Source organism: Nonomuraea sp. NPDC050202 (assembly GCF_040656115.1).
GTDB lineage: Bacteria > Actinomycetota > Actinomycetes > Streptosporangiales > Streptosporangiaceae > Nonomuraea.
In genome coordinates, this window is sequence record NZ_JBFALF010000013.1 from 131,282 (window position 1) to 148,924 (window position 17,643).

14 protein-coding genes are annotated in these 17,643 nt (G+C 73.6%); 3 read left to right on the plus strand and 11 right to left on the minus strand.

Annotated elements, in window-relative coordinates; translation table 11 throughout:
- Positions 1–70 precede the first annotated feature (70 nt).
- A complete protein-coding gene (locus AB0I79_RS30710; protein ID WP_357880110.1) occupies positions 71–661 on the plus strand; it encodes a proteasome activator in 591 nt (196 codons plus the stop codon).
- 29 nt (positions 662–690) lie between these two features.
- On the opposite strand, the gene AB0I79_RS30715 is transcribed toward AB0I79_RS30710, so the two are convergent.
- Positions 691–1,863 (minus strand): serine hydrolase domain-containing protein, encoded by a 1,173-nt coding sequence (locus AB0I79_RS30715; RefSeq protein WP_357880113.1) that lies wholly within the window; start codon positions 1,861–1,863, stop codon positions 691–693.
- Positions 1,864–1,939: 76 nt separating this feature from the next.
- Between AB0I79_RS30715 and AB0I79_RS30720 the strand changes: the two genes are divergently transcribed.
- On the plus strand, positions 1,940–2,479 hold the full coding sequence (locus tag AB0I79_RS30720; protein ID WP_357880116.1) for a hypothetical protein: 540 nt from the start codon (positions 1,940–1,942) through the stop codon (positions 2,477–2,479).
- Positions 2,480–2,492: 13 nt separating this feature from the next.
- Here AB0I79_RS30720 and AB0I79_RS30725 read toward each other — a convergent pair whose 3' ends face one another.
- The 5 genes from AB0I79_RS30725 to AB0I79_RS30745 form a co-directional block, all read right to left on the minus strand.
- Positions 2,493–3,074, minus strand: coding sequence for an ATP/GTP-binding protein (locus tag AB0I79_RS30725; RefSeq protein WP_357880119.1), 582 nt, complete (start codon positions 3,072–3,074; stop codon positions 2,493–2,495).
- Positions 3,055–3,405 (minus strand): DUF742 domain-containing protein, encoded by a 351-nt coding sequence (locus tag AB0I79_RS30730; protein ID WP_357880122.1) that lies wholly within the window; start codon positions 3,403–3,405, stop codon positions 3,055–3,057. The genes AB0I79_RS30725 and AB0I79_RS30730 overlap by 20 nt, the downstream gene beginning before the upstream one ends.
- Complete coding sequence (locus AB0I79_RS30735; protein ID WP_080041457.1) at positions 3,402–3,827, minus strand: roadblock/LC7 domain-containing protein; 426 nt, start codon at positions 3,825–3,827, stop codon at positions 3,402–3,404. The genes AB0I79_RS30730 and AB0I79_RS30735 overlap by 4 nt, the downstream gene beginning before the upstream one ends.
- Positions 3,820–6,276: a nitrate- and nitrite sensing domain-containing protein gene (locus AB0I79_RS30740; RefSeq protein WP_357880125.1), complete on the minus strand. Its 2,457-nt coding sequence runs from the start codon at positions 6,274–6,276 to the stop codon at positions 3,820–3,822. Before AB0I79_RS30740 ends, AB0I79_RS30735 begins: the two co-directional genes overlap by 8 nt.
- Before the next feature lie 227 nt (positions 6,277–6,503).
- Positions 6,504–7,679 carry an acyl-CoA dehydrogenase family protein gene (locus tag AB0I79_RS30745; RefSeq protein ID WP_357880128.1) on the minus strand — a complete coding sequence of 392 codons (1,176 nt, stop codon included), beginning with the start codon at positions 7,677–7,679 and terminating at the stop codon, positions 6,504–6,506.
- Between the two features lie 113 nt (positions 7,680–7,792).
- Here AB0I79_RS30745 and AB0I79_RS30750 point away from each other — a divergent pair, with 113 nt between their 5' ends.
- Entirely contained in the window at positions 7,793–8,995 is a 1,203-nt protein-coding gene (locus AB0I79_RS30750; protein WP_357880131.1) for an aminotransferase class I/II-fold pyridoxal phosphate-dependent enzyme, read from the plus strand.
- A 4-nt stretch (positions 8,996–8,999) separates the two neighbouring features.
- Here the strand turns inward: AB0I79_RS30750 and AB0I79_RS30755 are convergent, their stop codons facing one another.
- Genes AB0I79_RS30755 through AB0I79_RS30775 form a run of 5 tightly spaced genes read right to left on the minus strand, consistent with a single transcriptional unit; the run spans position 9,000 to position 17,643 of the window.
- On the minus strand, positions 9,000–10,718 hold the full coding sequence (locus AB0I79_RS30755; protein WP_357880134.1) for a hypothetical protein: 1,719 nt from the start codon (positions 10,716–10,718) through the stop codon (positions 9,000–9,002).
- Positions 10,718–11,722 carry a hypothetical protein gene (locus AB0I79_RS30760; RefSeq protein WP_357880136.1) on the minus strand — a complete coding sequence of 335 codons (1,005 nt, stop codon included), beginning with the start codon at positions 11,720–11,722 and terminating at the stop codon, positions 10,718–10,720. The genes AB0I79_RS30755 and AB0I79_RS30760 overlap by 1 nt, the downstream gene beginning before the upstream one ends.
- Complete coding sequence (locus AB0I79_RS30765; RefSeq protein WP_357880138.1) at positions 11,719–12,708, minus strand: hypothetical protein; 990 nt, start codon at positions 12,706–12,708, stop codon at positions 11,719–11,721. Before AB0I79_RS30765 ends, AB0I79_RS30760 begins: the two co-directional genes overlap by 4 nt.
- Positions 12,692–14,527 carry a hypothetical protein gene (locus AB0I79_RS30770; protein WP_357880141.1) on the minus strand — a complete coding sequence of 612 codons (1,836 nt, stop codon included), beginning with the start codon at positions 14,525–14,527 and terminating at the stop codon, positions 12,692–12,694. The genes AB0I79_RS30765 and AB0I79_RS30770 overlap by 17 nt, the downstream gene beginning before the upstream one ends.
- A 2-nt stretch (positions 14,528–14,529) precedes the next feature.
- Entirely contained in the window at positions 14,530–17,643 is a 3,114-nt protein-coding gene (locus AB0I79_RS30775) for a tubulin-like doman-containing protein (protein ID WP_357880145.1), read from the minus strand.

The window sequence follows — 17,643 nt, forward strand, 5'->3', positions numbered from 1 at the left end:
CAGCGCGAACGTGGGCAGGGTGCGTCATGACCGCGCTTTCGAGCGATCCGCGACCTCTCAGGACGCCGACATGACACCACCAACCGGCCCGCACCCGCCGGACGGGCCCGCGCCGTACGGGGCCTCGGGTCCGCGCCCCACGTACGGGCCTTCCGGCCCGCGCTCATCGGACGCGCGTTCCTCGGCCGGTCCGCCGGGACCGCGCTCGCCGGACGGCGCCGCGCGCCCGCCCGACGGGCTGCCCGGCGACGGCGGCCCGTCCGCGGAGTCGGCCGCGGAGGTCGAGATCGGACGGGTCAAGGAACCCGCCCGGCTGCTGCGCGTGAGCACCATGGCGCGGTCGCTGCTCGACGAGGCCCGCGGGCTGACCCTGGACGAGCACGCCCGCGACACGTTGCAGCACATCCACACGCGGGTCGTCGAGGAGATCGGGGACTCCGTGGCGCCCGAGCTGCGCGACGAGCTGCGGCGGTTGCTGCCCGCCTCCTCCGAGACGCTCACCCAGTCCGAGATCCGGATCGCGCAGAGCCAGCTCGTCGGGTGGCTGGAAGGCGTCTTCCAAGGCATCAGGGTCGGGCTCACCCTCCAGCAGGCCGCCCGCCCCGACCTCCCCCGCCCGCCCGGCCCCGCACCCGGCCCGGGCGCCGGTCCCTACCTCTGACCGGCCTGATCCGGGCGGTCAGGGGGCGGTCAGGCGCAGGCGGAGCGGTGGGTGGCCTCGATGAGGGGCCTGACCCGGTCGTCACCGCCCTCGATGAGCTCGGTCATGCGGTTGGGCACGTAGGCGAAGCCGAGCTCGTGATCCGGGTCGGCGTAGGCGAAGACGCCCGTGACGCCCGGGTGGCCGAAGGCCGTGGGGGAGCAGTCGCCCGGCCACATCGGCCCGCCGGGGAGCAGGAAGCCCCGCCCGTACGAGGTGTGGCAGCGCAGCACCAGATCCATGCCGCACGCCTCGACGGTGCGGGCCCGGTCGGCGGTCTCCGGGCGTAGCAGGCGGATGCCGTCGACCTCGCCGACGAGGGCGGCGTACATGCGGGCGAGCCCCGAGGCGTTGCCCGCACCGCCGCAGGACGGGATCTCGGCCTGGGGCACGCCGGCGGCGGCCAGGGGGTTGCCCGCCAGCGAGATGCTGCCGAACGTCGAGCGGTGGAACAGGGACGCGGGGTCGCAGATGGCCCGGTTCAGCCCCGCGAGTTCGGGGTTGGCACGCCCCTGGAGGAGCTGCTCCCCGGTGGGCGGCACGAGGCCGGCCAGCCGCCGTCCCCACGCGCCGGACAGGCCGACGTGCAGGTCGAGGTCCAGCGGGCCGGCGATCTCCTGGGCGAAGAAGCGCTGCACCGACAGCCCCGTGACCCGCCGGATGACCTCGCCGACCAGCCATCCCATGGTCAGGCAGTGATACCCGTGCGCCCGGCCCGGCTGCCACGCGGGTACGGCTGCCGCCAGGGCCTCGCCCACCGCCGTGCCCCCTTCGAGGTCCACCATGGTCAGCGGCGGATCGACGGTCACCACCCCCGACCGGTGCCCCAGCACCCACCGCAGCGGGATGTCCGCCTTGCCCCCCGCCGCGAACTCCGGCCAGTACTCCGCGATCGGCGTGTCGAGGTCGAGCAGGCCGCGATCGACCAGCAGCATCGCGGCCGTGGCGACCAGCCCCTTGGTGGCCGAGGCCAGGAGCGTGATCGTGTCCTGCCGCCAGGCCTCGTCCCGGCCCGCCTGCCCGCCCCACAGGTCGACGACGGCCCGCCCGCGCTGGTAGACGGCCACCGAGGCGCCCAGCTCCCGCCCCTCGGCGAAGTTGCGCGCGAACGCCTCCCGCACCGCGCGGAACCTGGGCTCGCACATGCCGTGGATCTCGCTCAATGCCCCCTCCTCACGACCCTCGCCGGCTGCTCCGGGCGCCGGGGGTCGCCGAGGGGTTGGTGGCACGGGGCCGCCGATGTGTGCGCCTCCCGACTACCCGGCTGACCAGGCACGAAACAGGAGGCCGAGCCTTCGCCCGGCTACGCGGCAGGGCGGCAGGGCAGGCCCTCGCCGCCCGCCCGGCTACGCGGCAGGGCGCCAGGGCAGGACCTCGCCGGCGTTCCGGCCGCCCGGCACCGAGACGCCGGCGCCGGAGCTGCGGACCCTCACCGAGCGCGGCCTGCGCGTGGCCCTGCCCGCCGGCGATCCGCTCGCCCGCGGCGACTGCATCGACGTCGCCGGCCTGCACGGGCAGCGCTGGATCGCCGGCCCGGGCAGCGCGGCGGCCGGGGGAGCGGGCGCCAGCACCGGGCCGGGCGTGCGCGTCCTCCCGGTACGCGGCGGGCCCCAGGAGCAGCGACGCCTCCTAGCGGCCAGGACGCCGGACCGGCCGCAGGAGCAGCGACGCCTCCTGCCGGCCAGGACGCCGGGCCCGACGACCGAGGCCGCCGCCCGCCCGGCACCGGCGCTGCGCGAGGCCGCGCCGGCACCGGGACAGCAGGTCACGCCGGATTGAGCGTCGGCGCCGGTCACACCCCCTTGACCGCGTACGTGACGAGCGTGGTGAGCACTTCCTTCACCGACACGCGCCGCCGCACGTCGCACAGCACGATCGGGATGTGGTTGCCCAGCCCGAGCGCCCGCCGCACCTTCTCCGGCTCGTACCGGCGGGCGCCGTCGAAGCAGTTCACCCCCACCACGAACGGGATCCCGCGCTGCTCGAAGTAGTCCACCGCTGGGAAACAGTCCTGCAGGCGCCGCGTGTCGGCGAGCACGACGGCCCCGAGCGCGCCCAGGGCCAGCTCGTCCCACATGAACCAGAACCGGTCCTGCCCGGGCGTGCCGAACAGGTACAGCCACAACCCGTCGCGGATGGTGATGCGGCCGAAGTCCAGCGCCACGGTCGTGGTGGTCTTGGACTCCACGCCCGAGGTGTCGTCCACCCCGATGCCCCGATCGCTCAGCAGCTCCTCGGTGTGCAGCGGCCGGATCTCGCTGATCGTGCCGACCATGGTCGTCTTGCCGACCCCGAAGCCGCCCGCGATGAGAATCTTGATGGCCAGGGCCGAGGGAGCCCTGGTCGTACCAGGGTCAGAGACTGCGTAGCCCATCCAGCACTTCCCTGTAGATACGTTCGTCGATCGTCTGCGCGACGGGGCGCGGGCGCTCGATGCTGACCAGGCCGTCCCGCCGCAGATCGCCGAGGATCACGCGGGTGATGTTGATCGGCAGCCTGAGGTGGGCCGCGACGTCCGCCACGGGGGTGGGCCTGCGGCACAGCGAGAGCACGGCGCGATGCTCGGGGATCAGGTCCCCGGGCTGGGGGGAGTCGCCGACCGTGATGACGATGGCCATCAGGTCGAACGACTCACCCTGCGGACGCGCCCGGCCGCCGGTCAGCCCGTACAGCCGGATCAGCGGGCCGGGATCCTCCCCTGTCACGGTCTCGCGCCGTTCCAGGCGGGTGCCGGTGCCGCTCCCCTCGGATGCGCGGACAGGTGCTCGCCGACCCGCTTGACCATCAGCGCCATCTCGTACGTGACCATGCCCAGCTCGGCGTCGGCCGTGGCCAGCACGGCGAGCCGCGCCCCCTGCCCCGCGGCGGTGACGAAGAGGAAGCCCTCCTCCATCTCGATGATCGTCTGCCGTACGCCGCCCAGTCCGAAGTGCCGGCCCGCTCCCATGGCGAGGCTGTGGCTGCCGGCGGAGATGGCGGACAGGTGCTCGGCGTCCTCCCTGGTCAAGCCGCGGGAGCTGCCCATGGACAGCCCGTCGGCGGACAGCACGATGGCATGCCGGATGCCGGGCACGCGCTGGATGAGGTCGTCGAGCAGCCAGCTCAGTTCGCTTCTGGGGTCAGGCATCGGGTTGGTCGTCCTTTCGATTCCACATGCCGGGCTCCTGCTCCGCGTGCTGGCGACCTTCCTGCCAGCCGCGTTGCATGGACGACATGAGCTTTGCGAGCTCTTCGGGCGAGCGCCCGCCTGGCCCGCGCCGCTCCGGCCGCGCGTCGACGCGCAGCTGGGGAGCGAGGCTGGCCTGCGGGATCCGCATCGGCAGCCCGTCGAGGTCCTCGTCCGCCTCCTGGGGCGGCACGGTGACGCTCCAGCCCGCGGGCGGGCCGGAGGTCGTGGCGGGGCCGGGCACGGCCCCACCGGCGAGATCGTTCCCGAACCCGATCAGCTGCTCGAGGTCCGGGTGACCGCTCAGCGGCGATCCGGACACCGGCGCCGGGCCGCCTTCCTGCGGCAGCGCCCGCGGGGGCTCGGGCGCGGGATCGGTCCTGTTCTGCATGGGGCCGGGCTCGAACCAGGTGCCGCGTACGGGCCGGGTCGCGCGGCCGTTGACGGCATCGTGGCCGGCGGTCCGGCCAGGGGCGTTCCCGGAGGTGTGAGCGGCGGTGGCCGGCCCCGCGGTGAGGGCCAGCGGCTCGGCCTCGGCGAGCAGCCCGGCGGGCAGCAGCACGATCGCGGTGGTCCCGTCGTACGGCGACCGCCGCAGCACGATCTTGATCCCGTGCCGCGCCGCGAGCCGCGCCACCACGAACAGCCCGAGCCGGTCGCTGTCGGCCAGGTCGAACTCGGGCACGTCGGACAGCCGGTCGTTGAGGTCGCGCAGGGTGGCGTCGTTCAGGCCAAGACCGCGGTCCTCGACCTCCAGCGCCATCCCGTTGGCTGCCGTCACGCCGCGTACCTGCACGGTCGTGTTGGGCGGGGAGAACACGGTGGCGTTCTCCACCAGCTCGGCGACCAGGTGGATCACGTCGGTGACCGCGGCGCCGACCAGCAGCGGGGCGTCGGGCATCGGCGCGACCGTCACGCGGGTGTAGTCCTCGACCTCCAGCACCGCCGCCCGTACCACGTCGAACAGCGGCACGGGGTCGCGCCAGCGGCGCGCGGGGGAGGAACCGGACAGGATGATCAGGTTCTCGGCGTGCCGGCGCATGCGGGTGGTCAGGTGGTCGAGCTTGAACAGGTCCTCCAGGACCTCGGGCTCGTCCACGCGCCGCTCCATGGTGTCCAGCAGCGCGAGCTGGCGGTGCAGCAGCGCCTGGTTGCGCCGGGCCAGGTTGAGGAAGACCTGGCCGACGCCCTTGCGCAGGGCCGCCTGGCCGACGGCGGCCTCGACCGCGGTGCGGCGTACCGCGGAGAAGGCGTGCACCACGCGGTCGACCTCGGCGGTCTCGGCCGGGTCGAGGCCGGGCGCCTCGGTGGCCGGGTCCACGTCGTCGCCGCGGCGCAGCCGCTCGACCAGCCGGGGCAGCCGCTGCTCGGCCAGCTCCACCGCCGAGCCCTGCAGCCGCCGCAGCTCGACGACCAGCGACCGGCCGAACCGGTACGACAGCCACACCGAAAGGATCACCATGGCCAGGCCGAGCAGCAGCACGACGCCGATCCGCCAGTACGCCGCGGTTTTCTGCGCCTCGCCCGACGCCGCCGCGCGGATCAGCTCGGCCTGCGTGTCACGGTTGATCTGGGCCAGCACGGCCTCGGCGTCGCCGCGCCACTCGCCGGCCGACACCGGGGGCGGCCCGCCGGTGTCGTACGAGAACAGCTCGTCCTCGACCGACACCACCCGCTTGTAGGGGGCGCTGCCCACGAGCTGGTCGTAGGCCGCGCGCAGCTCCGGCGAAGCGTCACGCTCGGCGTTGGCCAGGGCCAGCCGCCGGGCGGTCATGGCGGCGACGAACGCCGCGCGGTCGGTCGGGGTCATGTTGCGGCGCACCAGCGTGGTGGTGAGCACGGCGTGCTCCCGCCACAGGTACTCCGCCGAGGTGCTGTAGGCCGTCATGCCGCGCACCGACTGGTAGGCCGAGGCGTCGCTCATCGCGTCGCGGTCGGTGAACTGCTGGTTGGCGACGGCGATCAGGTTGTTGTACGCCTCGATGATCGTCAGCGTGGGCGCCAGCACGCCGCCGTCGGCGGAGGCGCGCAGCGACTGCAGCCCGTCGAGGGCCTGCACCATCGCCTGCACCTGGGCCGGGGTCTCGCCGACCGCGTCGGCGTCGAGGGTCGCGATGACCTCCCGCAGCCGCTTGACCTGGTTGTCGGTGACCTTCCGCTGCTCGGTCAGCGGCTTGTACGCCGCGGTGCTGCCCGGCGCCTCCGCCGAGAGCTGCCGCTCCTTCTGCAACTCCACGATGAGCTGGAGCACCGGCGCGCCGATGGACTCCCACCGGCTCTGGATCTGCGAGACCGTCGCGATCTCGGCCACGCTCGAGTAGGCGATGAACCCCCAGAGGGCCACCATGGAGACCAGCGGAAGCAGGAGGATCCTGAGCAGCTTGCTGCGAAGAGGCGGGGGCGAGCTCATCCGTCAATGTCCAATTCCGCGCGTGGGGGCGTGCGCCGGGCAGTCGTGACCTTGCTACCGCCCCCGAGGTTGCCCGCCACGACTGGGTGCGCCTGTGGTCCGTCCACTATGCCGATGGGGCAGATGGACTTCAAGGTACGGATGCGAAGAAACCTCCCGAAAGTAATGTTGACTCTTTGTCAGCACACGGTTCGTGACCGTGATCGCGGGGAGTTCACGGTGGGTAGTCAGACAAAGGCACTCATCCCGGTCACCGCGCGGCCGACGATGAGCGTGTTGATCTCCCGGGTGCCCTCGTAGGAGTAGATCGCCTCGGCGTCGGCGACGAACCGGGCGATGTCGTAGTCGAGGATGATCCCGTTCCCGGCGAGCAGCTCGCGGGCCCAGCCGACGACCTCCCGCATCCGGCTCGTGCAGTACGCCTTGGCCAGCGCCGAGTGCTCGTCGCGGAAGACGTCGTCGTCCTGCAACTGCGCCAGGCGCACCACCATGCCCAGGCAGGCGGTGGCGTTCCCGAGCATCCTGACCAGCAGGTCCTGCACGAGCTGGAACGTGGCGATGGGCCGGCCGAACTGCTCGCGCTCCTTGGCGTAGCGCAGCGCGATCTCGTACGCGGCGAGCATGATGCCGACCGCCTGCCAGGCCACCCCGCTGCGGGTCCTGCGCAGGATCCTGGCCGTGTCGCGGAACGAGCCCGCGTTCCGCAGCCGGTTCTCCTCGGGGACGCGGCAGCCGGACAGCGTGATGTCGGCGTTCTGCACCGTGCGCAGCGCCATCTTGTTCTCGATCTTCGTCGCGGTGAAGCCAGGCGTGCCCTGCTCCACCACGAACCCCTTGACGTGCCCGTCCTCCACGTCCCTGGCCCAGACGACGATCAGGTCGGCGAACGTGCCGTTGCCGATCCAGCGCTTGGCCCCGTCGAGCACCCACTCCCCGCCCTCGCGCCTGGCCGTGGTCCGCATCCCGCCCGAGACGTCGGAACCGCCGGCCGGCTCGGTGAGCGCGAACGCCCCGATCTGCTCCATCCTGCTCATCCCCGGCAACCACCGCTCCCGCTGCTCCGCCGACCCGCAGGCGGCGATGCTGCCCATGGCCAGGCCGGTGTGCACGCCGAAGAACGTGGCCATCGACGGGTCGGCGCGGGCCATCTCCAGCGCCAGGAAGCCGCTGAGCAGGCCGCTCGGCTTGGGCCCGGGGCACTCGGGGTAGGCCAGGCCGGCGATGCCCAGCTCGGCGTACTCCTTCACCAGGTCAACGGGGAACTCCGCGCGCGCCCAGCACTCGTTCGCGATGGGCACGACCTTCTCCGCGAGGAACTCGCGCACGCGCAGCAACGTCGCGCGCTCCTCGCCGGCGAGCAGGCTCTCGAACGCGTACAGGTCCCCGGTCAGCAGCTCGGACATGGCGGGACAGCTACCCGTGGCGGATGCGATGACACGAAGCGCGGTACGGACCGCACCGGTCACGGCAGACTTTCGCCTCACACGTCGCCTCCGAGAAGGGCAGTGAAACGCCGATGCTCGACGCGTTCGACAGATGCCGCCTCCACGACGACTTCCAGCCGGTGACCGAGCTGGGCGCCTACCCCTACTACCGCCCGGTCGAGGAGCGGCTGGCCACCGGCGAGGTGGTCGTCGGCGGGCGCGTGCTGGTGGCGGCCGGCTCCAACGACTACCTCGGCCTGTCGGCGGACCCGCGGCTGAAGGAGGCGGCCTGCCGGGCCATCCGGGCGCTGGGCACCGGCACCTCAGGATCGCGCCTGGTCAACGGGTCGCTCGCGCTGCACGAAAGGCTCGAAGGCCGGCTCGCCGCGTTCCTCGGCCAGGAGGCGGCCATGGTGACGCCTACGGGCTTCCTCGCCAACCTCGCGCTCAGCGCCCTGGTGGGGCCGCGCGACACCGTGCTGGCCGACCAGCTCATCCACGCCTCCCTCATCGACGCGGTCCGCCTCTCGCGCGCCCGCCTGCGCCGGTACCGCCACAACGACCTCGGCCACCTGGAGCGGCTGCTGGCCGGGTGCGACCCCGCCGGGGCCGGGCTGATCATCACCGAGGGCATGTTCTCCACCACCGGCACGCTCTGCGACCTGCCGGGCACCGCCGCCCTGGCCCGCCGCCACGGCGCCCGCCTGGTCCTGGACGGCGCCCACGACATCGGCCTGCTCGGGCCGGGCGGCCGCGGGGCCGCCGAGCACCACGGGCTGTTGCCGGCGGTGGACCTGCACACGATGGCCTTCTCCAAGTGCTTCGGCACGACCGGCGGCGCCGTGGCCGGACCCGAGCAGATCATGGTCTACCTGCGGCATCACGCCCGGTCGATGGTGTTCTCCGCGGCGCTGTCGCCGTCGAGCACCGCGGCGGCGCTGGCCGCGCTGGACATCGTCGAGACCGAGCCGGAGCGCCGTCACCGGGCGCTGGCCGCCGCCGCCCGGCTCCGGGCCGACCTGGCGGGGCTGGGGTTCGGCACGGGCGCCTCGCAGACCACGATCATCCCCGTGCACGTGGGGGACGTCGTGCTGTGCTGCCGGCTGTGGCGGGAGCTGTTCGAGGAGGGGGTCTTCGCCACCGCGATGGTGCCGCCCAGCGTGCCGGACGGGCAGGCGCTGATCCGCGTCAGCACCACGGCCCTGCACACCGACGCGCAGCTCGACCGCATCGCCTCCGCCTTCGCCGCCGCGGGCCGCCGGCTCGGGCTGATCCCTCGGACCAGAAGGAGCTGATCCCTCAGACCAGGACGAACAGGGTCACGGCCACGAGGATCACCAGGAGGGCCAGCATCGCGACGATGACGAGCCACTTGGGGTCGAGCCAGTTCGGCCTCGGCGCGTGGGCCTGGGCGTCCGGGTCGAGGAGGCCGCGCAGGACCGGGTTGATCCGGCCCTCCGGCAGGCGCCGCTCCAGGACGGGGATCAGGCGTGGCAGGCGCGAGCGCACCTCGGCCGGTTGCCGCCTGGCCGCCCAGGCGCGCATCTCCTGCAGGATGGTGGTGACCTCCTTGGCGGAGGCCGCCTGGAGCAGGTCGGTGCAGAGCATCTCGAACGCGTCCTGCTCCGCATACTGCTGCACGACCGCCGGACCGCCCGGCACACCCCCGGCCTGCGCGTCCGGTCCGGGGCGCGGCTCGGCGGTGTGCGCGTCCGGTCCGGGGCGCGGCTCGGCGGTGTGCGCGTCCTGTGCGGGGCGCGGCTCGGCGGTGTGCGCGTCCTGTGCGGGGCGCGGCTCGGGGGCGTGCGCCTCGCGCGCCATCCCGGCGTCGGCGTGCCGCTGGCCCGCCGTCCGCGGACGCTGCGACTCCGCGGTCTGTCCCGCTGCTTGCGAGGACGGATCGTGTGCGAGCGGCGCCTGCGCGAGCGGTGCCTGCTGATGCGGCGCCTGTGCGGGCGGTGCCTGCTGGTGCGGCGCCTGTGCGGGCGGTGCTTGCGGGGGTGGTGCCTGTGCGGGGGGTGCCTGCGGGTGCGGTGCCTGCGGGGGCGGCGCGGCCTGGTACGGCGGCTCGCCCTGGGTCGAGGCCCGCGCGGCGGGCTGGGAGCGCGCGGGAGGCTGCGGCGACCAGACCAGCTCGTCCCCGCTCTCCTCCACCGCCGCGGGCCGGGCCACGAGCGCGGTCGAGTCGCCCGTGACGGACGCGAGCCGTCGCAGCCGCTCCTCCAGCGGCGTCTTGTCGCTGATCCGCAGCCGCTTGACCAGCCCCACGAGCTGATCCCGCGCGTACGCGTCCACCAGCATCGAGGCGATCTCGGCGCACCTGTCCCCCTGATCGGGAGAGCGCGGGTCCACCCGCGTCCGGTACGAGCTCTGCGACGACGGCCCCGGCCACTGCCGCAGGAAGATGATCTCGGCCCCCTGCTTGAGATCATCGCTCTCGTAGGTGGAGAACGTCTCCGGATAGTGCCCCAGCGCCAGGTCCAGGATGTCCACCAGCCCCCAGAGCTGCACGATCGGGTTCCCGCCCGAGGCGACCGACAGCGGCGCCCCCGGCCTCCGCAGGCACTCGGAGACGACCGGCGCGAGCGCCGCCGCCACCGCCCGCGACTCCCGGTCCAGCGCGGCCCGCGCGCCGTCGTACGAGCTGATCAGCTTGCCCAGGTCGAGCGGCTCGTTGCCGTCGGGCAGCCGGGCGGCCCAGCCGGCGGCCAGGGCGAGCGTCTGCCGCACGTTCGGCATGGCCATCGGCTGGGAGGCGGAGCCGCCCAGGTACGCCTGGACCCGGATGGTGCGCCGGCTGTCGGCGCCGCCGGTCCGCATCCTGGCGAGCACCACCACCCGCCCCTCCACCAGCAACCGGCAGAGGCTGACCCCCGGCTCGGGCCCCGGATCCAGCCAGGGCCCGAGCTGGTGGTACCAGCCGCCGGTCCGCTCCAGCGAGGTACGCACGGGACCGAGACCGGTGCGCTGCTCGTCCCATTCGAACTGGATCCAGTCGACGCTGGCGTAACGTCCCATCAGAGCCCCACCTCCGGGTAGCCGCGCAGGACGCCGGTCATGGCGAAGAGCGAGATCAGGGGTTCGAGGACGCGCCGGGGCCGGACGCCCCGCCGGTAGCGCCCCTCGGTGGCGGCGGCGCCGGTCGCCGAGACGAAGTGCAGGGTGCACTTGCGGCACTTGTCGTACGGGCTCAGCCACGCCTGCGCCCCGCGCCGGTGCAGGTAGGCGTAGACGTCGCGGCTCTCCCGCAGGACCGCCGCCGGGTCCAGCCCGTCAGGCTCGGCGTACAGCCACGTGTCGATCGGCGCCTGGAAGCGCACCGCGTCGCTCTTGGTGACCGCGATGGCGGCCGGGATGTCCAGCCGCCCGCCGGTCTTGGGCAGCCGGTCCAGCACGGCACGGAACGACTCGTCGCCCATCCTGGCCGACCTGGTGGCGGCGTCGATCACGAACAGCAGCCCGCCGATGGCCGGCACGAACCTGGTGGCCTCATGGGTGGCGCTGCGCAGCAGCTCGCCGGCGATGTCGAAGAAGGCCACCGCGGTGGTGTGCCGGCCGTCGTTGACGAGCAGCGCGTCCACGGGCTCGGCGGTGGCCCGGTGCGTGGTGCGGTTCAGCGCGGCCCGCTCGACCAGCAGCGGACGCACGTACGAGTTGACGTACTCGGCGTGCCGCTCGATGTCCACCGCGTCGGTGGTCAGCCCGTACGGCCGCAGCCCGCCCTGCTCGATGGCGCCGATCATGGCGGCCAGCAGGTGCGTCTTGCCCGTCTCCGGCCCGCCGACCAGGCCGATCACCAGGGGGCGGCCGTGCCGCACGTAGGTGTAGGGCAGGTGGTGCTCGAGGCCGGGGTCCGACACCGGGGCGGGACAGCGGACGTGTGCGGCCCGCAGGAGGTCCTCGCGGCGCGGCCCGGTCACGTGCCCCAGGGACAGCGGCTGGTACTGGCCGGCGGGGGTGCGCTCGAAGAGCTCGTCCTCGCTCCAGGCGAACTCGTGCAGGCAGATGGGGCAGAGGATCACCGGGTCACCACCCAGAGGACGATCAGCAGGGCGAGCAGGACGGCCAGCGGCAGCCACCGGGCCCACCAGGGCAGCTGCCTGCCCTCCTCCTCTTCGGGAACGGGCTGGATCCGGGTGACGTGCTCCTCGGCGGCCACCGGGTCGCGCCTGGCCTCGCGGGCCCGGTCGAAGGCGGCACGGCCCTCCTCCAGCCCCAGGTCCTGCTCGACGGCGACGCTCTGCATCGGGTCGGGCATGCGCAGCCGGGCCAGCACCTCCTGCGCCGACGGGGGCGAGCCGGAGAAGACGTCCTTGAGCGGTTGCAGGGCGGGGGTGGCCGACAGGTCGGGCAGGTCGGCGATCTCGCGGCCGGTGACCGTACGGCAGATCACCATGCCCGCGCTCCAGAGGTCGTCGGCCGTGGCGGCCAGGCCCTCGCCGGCGCGCTGGGCGGGGGAGGCGTAGGGCGCCTCGCCGATCCGCAGCCGTCGGGTGCCGATCAGCGTGGCGTGGCTGAGGTCGGTGAGCTGCACGGTGGCGCCGTCCCAGCGCACGGTGGCGGGCTCGATGCACCGGTGCACGATGTCGCAGGCCGACAGGATGCGCACGGCGCGGAAGAGGCTCGCCTGCAGGGTGCGCTGCTCGCTGATCAGCAGCGCGCCGAAGTAGCGGCTGACGGGCTCGCCCCGGTAGTCGTAGAGCAGCACGAACGGCTCCTCCTCGTCGAGGCTGTAGCCGATCAGCCGGGGCAGCTCGGGCGGGTAGGCGCGGCGCAGCCGGGAGAGCAGCCTGGCGCCCATGCGGGCCTCGTTCTCCAGCAGGTCGTAGAGGTACTCGCGGTCGCGGCCCTCCGCGCGCGGCACCCGCCGCTGCACGAGCTTGGTGCCCGAGGCGAGGTGGGTGACCCGGCGCTCGAACGGGTTCTGCCACGGCTCCGCCTCCACCTCCCAGCTCACCGGGTCGCCTTCCGGGGAGTCGAAGTCCAGCGGCTCAGGCTCCATCACCACTCCAGTTCTCCTCCACCGTCCCCGGACGCAGCGGCACCAGGCGAAGGGTGCCGGCGTACTGGCCCGACCGGGTCCACACGACTCCGGGCGGGTTGCCCTGGCCCCGTACGGCCCTGGGCGCGAACCGCACCGCGTACGCCTGCCGCAGCAGCAGCGACAGGTCACGATCACCGCAGAGCTGCAACATCTGCCCGCCGGGCGGGGCCTGCAGGGCCCGTACGACCTGCTGCGACTGCCGCCACACCGCGTCCACCAGCTCCTGGCGGCCCGCGTCGGCGGTGCCGAAGTCGGGTTTCTCCTGCACGCCCCGGTGCGCCAGGTGGTAGCGGTACTGCCGGAGCGTCTCGTCGACCCGCCGATCGAGGCCCGTCCGGACGTCGCGGAAGTCGCCGTGCTCCAGCGCCGGCCAGCCGGGCTCCAGCCAGCCCGTCACCGCGTCGAGCAGGTCGCCGGTGATGACCTCGCGGAGCTGGCCGCCGCGGTCGCGCAGGCGGACGGTGACCTCCTCGTCCAGGGCCTCGCCGGCGGTGGCCTGCCCGGCCTCGGCCATGCTCCAGTCGGACAGCGTCGCCGACACCTGCGCGCAGATCTCGGCCAGCACCGCCGCGATCGTGCGGGCCGCGTCGGAGGTGTGCATGCGGGCCTCGCCGAGCGTCCACTCGCTGGCGGCGACCCGTTCGAGCAGCGAGCGCAGCTCGTCGAGCGCGGTCCTGGCCGGGCCGAGCGCGAGCTGCTCGCGCCACCAGTCGCGCGAGTGCCGCCAGAGCACGAAGCGGTTCACCAGCCCCCGGGGGAACTCGGCGGGCGCGTGCAGGACGTTGAGCAGCTCGTCGGGGCACCTGCGCCGGCAGCCGGGGACGAAGGCGGCGCTGCCGATGGGCGCGCTCTGGTCGGCCAGCGCGCGCAGCCGCGAGACCAGCCGCATCAGGCTCCTGCGCTCGGCCAGGGCCGACTCCACGTCGGCGCGCAGCTCGGCGACGATCTCGGCGTGCCCCATGCCGGCCGGGGTGGCGAACTTGACGCCGTTGGCGGCCAGCACGTCGGGAGCGTCCTCGTCGCCGTGGTCGACCTCGGCGAACAGCCGCTCCACCGCGTCGCGGAACTCGGCCAGCGCCCGCCCGGCGGCGATCACCTCGTCCACGATCGCCGCCCTGGCCGGGGCGATGCTGAAGTAGCCGAGGTCGTCCAGGGCCCGGGTGGCGCGGTCGAGCCGGTCGCGGGCCTGCCGGTGGAGCCGGTCCATCCGGCCGTCGGGGACGAGCGCGTCGAGGAGGTCGGCGGGCAGGTCCGCGGTGCCGCTGAGCACCGGCAGGGCGGTGGCCAGCGGCGAGCCGAAGACGCCGGTGTCCTGCTGCACCGGCCCGGCGAACCGGTCCGCCACGTCGGTGAAGGCCTGCGCGAGCACCTCGGGGTCGATGCGGCCCGCCACGATGCGCCAGCCGGGCGAGGCGGTGCCGTACGGGATCTCGCCCAGCTCGCCGACCACCTGGTCGAACACCTCGGGCTGGGACAGCAGGTCGATCAGGATGGCCTCCGAGCTGACCTCCGGCCCGTGCGCCGCCTCGCCGGTGTCGGCGTTCCAGAGGATGCCGCAGGGGTCGCCCACCCACAGCACCCTGCGGCTCTCGCCGCTCAGCGCGGGAGGCAGGCGCGGCTCCGGCCCCAGCGCCACCACCAGCACCGACCTGACCAGGCGCGAGCTGAACACCTCCTGCAGCGCCTGCTGCCCGGCGGCCAGCCGCTCGGTGTCGGTCACCACCAGGACCCGGGAGCCGAGCCTGGCCACCTCCTCCTTGCGGAGGTCGAGCACCACGACCATGCTCACTCCCCGGCGAGCGCGTCCAGGTCGCGCAGGTTGTAGGCGACGGCCTCGGCGACCCGTTCGAACGGCAGGTCCAGCGCGGCGGGCAGGGTGTTCGCCCAGAACGCGACGAGCTGGTCGGCCCGGTTGCGGGCGCCGGACGGCAGCTTCGGCATCATGATCTCCAGCAGGCCGAGCTGGTCGGCGGCCATGCCGATGACCTGCTGGTAGAGCGGGTGGGGGACGCTGAGCGTGCCCGCCAGGCCCTTCGGCAGGGCGTTCATGAGCTGCTCGCTCACCAGCCCGCGGAACTCCTCGTCGCCGCCGATCACCCACTGCTCGTAGGCCCGCAGGATGCTCGGCCACGAGGACGCCTTGCCGTAGCCGGTCAGCGGCAGCGTCATCGAGCCGCCCTCGACGTCGATCCTGATCCGCGACGGCGAGTGCGGCTCGCCCTCGACCACGCTGACCTGCCCGTTCCAGAGCAGGCAGAGCAGCCGGTGCAGGATGCGGACCCGGTGCTCCTCGGTGGTGGCCAGGTAGCCGAAGTCGTAGCCGAGCCGCTGGCGCCACTTCAGGTGGTCCTGCGGCCGCTCGTGCTGCAGGGCGTCGGCCCAGCTGTGCAGCACCTCGCGCAGCTCGCGCACCTGGGTGACGCTCATCGAGGTACGGACCTGCACGACCGTCACCGAGTCGGCGTCGATGTTGCGGAAGTCGGGCACGCCGGGCAAATCGATCCGCTCCTTCAGGAAGCGTTCGAGCTCGGTGTCCTTGGCCGGAGCCGGGTAGGAGACGAGCACCTTCAGGTCGCCGGTGCCGTCGGGGGTGAAGCCGCCCGGCACCAGGTCGGCCAGCTTGAGCTGGAACTGCCGCACGTGCGGGTCGTCGCCGCCGCCCTTCGCGGCCTGGGCGAGGATGTCGGCCAGGGAGGGCAGCAGCGGCTGCTCGCCCAGCATGGCGGCCTCGTCGCGGTCCTTGAAGAGCTTCTTGACCTCCAGCTTGAGCCGCTCCCGCACCCAGGCCAGCGCGTCGGCCGGCTTGCCCGTGCGCCAGGCCATGTCGTAGGCGTGCCGCCAGCCCTCCGGCCCGATCAGCGCGTTGACCACGCCGGCCTCGCCGTCGGTGGGCCGCAGGAGCTGCCGGGCCACGAAGACGTCCACGAAGCGGCGCACGACCGCGTCGTAGAAGGACTCGGCGCCCGCGGGCGGCAGCAGGTGGTAGACGCCGACGCGGTTCTCGTACAGCTCGCCGGCGCGGCGCGCGAACCGCTCGGGGTCGGCGTCGGCGTGCTCGGCGAACACCTCGGTGAAGTCGCGGACCTCGCGGATGAGCTGCTTGCGCAGCGGCTCCCAGCGCGGCATCTGGTCGGCCCACGCCCGGTGCCACAGCGCCTGGCTGCGCCACAGGTACCAGGCGTCCTGGTCGTGCAGCGACGCCTGCACCTCGGGGTCGCTCCACTGCACCTTGCGCAGCAGCCGGTCACGCATCGGCCGCGGCTGCGGCGGCGCCTCCGTCATGTTCTCGTACGGCTTGCGCGGCTGCGCCCTGCGCTGGTCGAGCAGCCCGGCGAAGCCCAGCTTGTCGGCCTCGTGCACGTCGCCGGGCAGGCCCGTGACCACCCGCCGCAGCCGGAACGGATCGACGTGGCCGAGCCCCTCGATGGCGCCGCGCCGCACGTCCATGTCCTTGGCCATGGCCGGCACGGCGCGGCTGAGCTGCCGCTCCAGCGAGGCCAGGTTGTCCTCCATCGCGCGCATCCGGTTGGCCAGCGACTTCTGGATCTCCGCCGCGCCGGTAGCGGTGCGGGCCTCGGGCAGCGGCAGCGGCTCGCGGGTGTTGAGCGGCTCCAGGTTGGTGGTGGTGAACAGGCGCCGGATCTCCTCCACGTTGCTCTCGGCCGCGCCCGGTGGCACGGCTTCGAGCTGCGTCACCGCGCGGGCCAGCAGCCGCGAGCTGACCAGGTCGGCCAGCTCCTCCACCGGCACGGTCATCGAGGAGACGAACGCCGTGGACACGCCCCTGTTGCCGATGCCGGAGGCGGCCGGGACCTCGCGCTCCACGGCCCGGTTGATGAAGTCGTCGGCGAAGGTGGACTCGCCGCGGTCCTCCATGCCGCCGGCGGCCTCGCCCGCGGTGCTCGGCCGGGTGCCGGCCAGGGACACGATCAGCGAGGCGATCGAGCGGTGCAGGTCGTCGCGCGCGACGCCGGGCGGCATGGTGAACAGGAACGCCGTCTGCACCGTGCCGGTGGCCAGGCGCACCTCACCCTTGGCCGGGTAGCGCACGCCGAGCTCGCCGACGATGCCCTGCTCGTCCACCTGCGTGCCCGCGTGCGGCGCGTTCTGGTCGTCGACCAGCCGGAACAGGTCGAGCAGGCTCGCCCCGGCGTTCAGCCGCGCCCTGCGCCCGCCGCCCTTGCCCTCGACGAACGCCGACGGCATGACGACCAGCGGGTGGATCCGCGCCCTGATGTGGTTGCGGGCGAAGGCGTCGCCGATCAGGTGCAGGTAGTCGTAGAAGATGCCGCTGCCGGTGCCGCCCGCCACCGAGAAGGCCACGAACACGTCGCAGGTGCGCCGCAGCCGGCCGCCCAGCGCGGCCAGCTCGCTGCCGGAGTTGCTGATCGCGCCGATGGCGTCCTCGATGCCCTGCACGACCGGCCCCGTGCCGTGGCGCATGCGCTCGAACAGGGCCGCCCTGGCCACGGTCGGGAGCTGCCCGGCGCCCCGCATCAGCGGCGCGACCAGCGGCTCCTGCTCGCGTGGCGGCAGCCAGTCCTTGACGTGGTCGCCCAGCGTGGCCCGCAGGCTGCGGGCCACCTCCGGGTAGGAGTCGAACTTGGGCACCACGTCGTGGACCAGGTGCGCGGTACGGCCCGCCGCGGGCAGCTCCCGCTCGGTCGGCACCACCCGGCGGCGGGTGCGGTTCAGCTCGTCCTCGTTGAGGTCCACGTAGACGAACTGCAGGCAGGAGGGCAGCTCGTAGGGCTGGTAGTTCTGCCAGCTGAAGTTCCTGATCAAATCCATGCCGTCAGGACCGCACAGCTCGTCACGCAGCCAGCGCTCCAGCTCCACCCCGACCCGGCAGCCGGTGCCGCCGAGCCCCACGAACATCATCGGATCGAAGATCCTCAT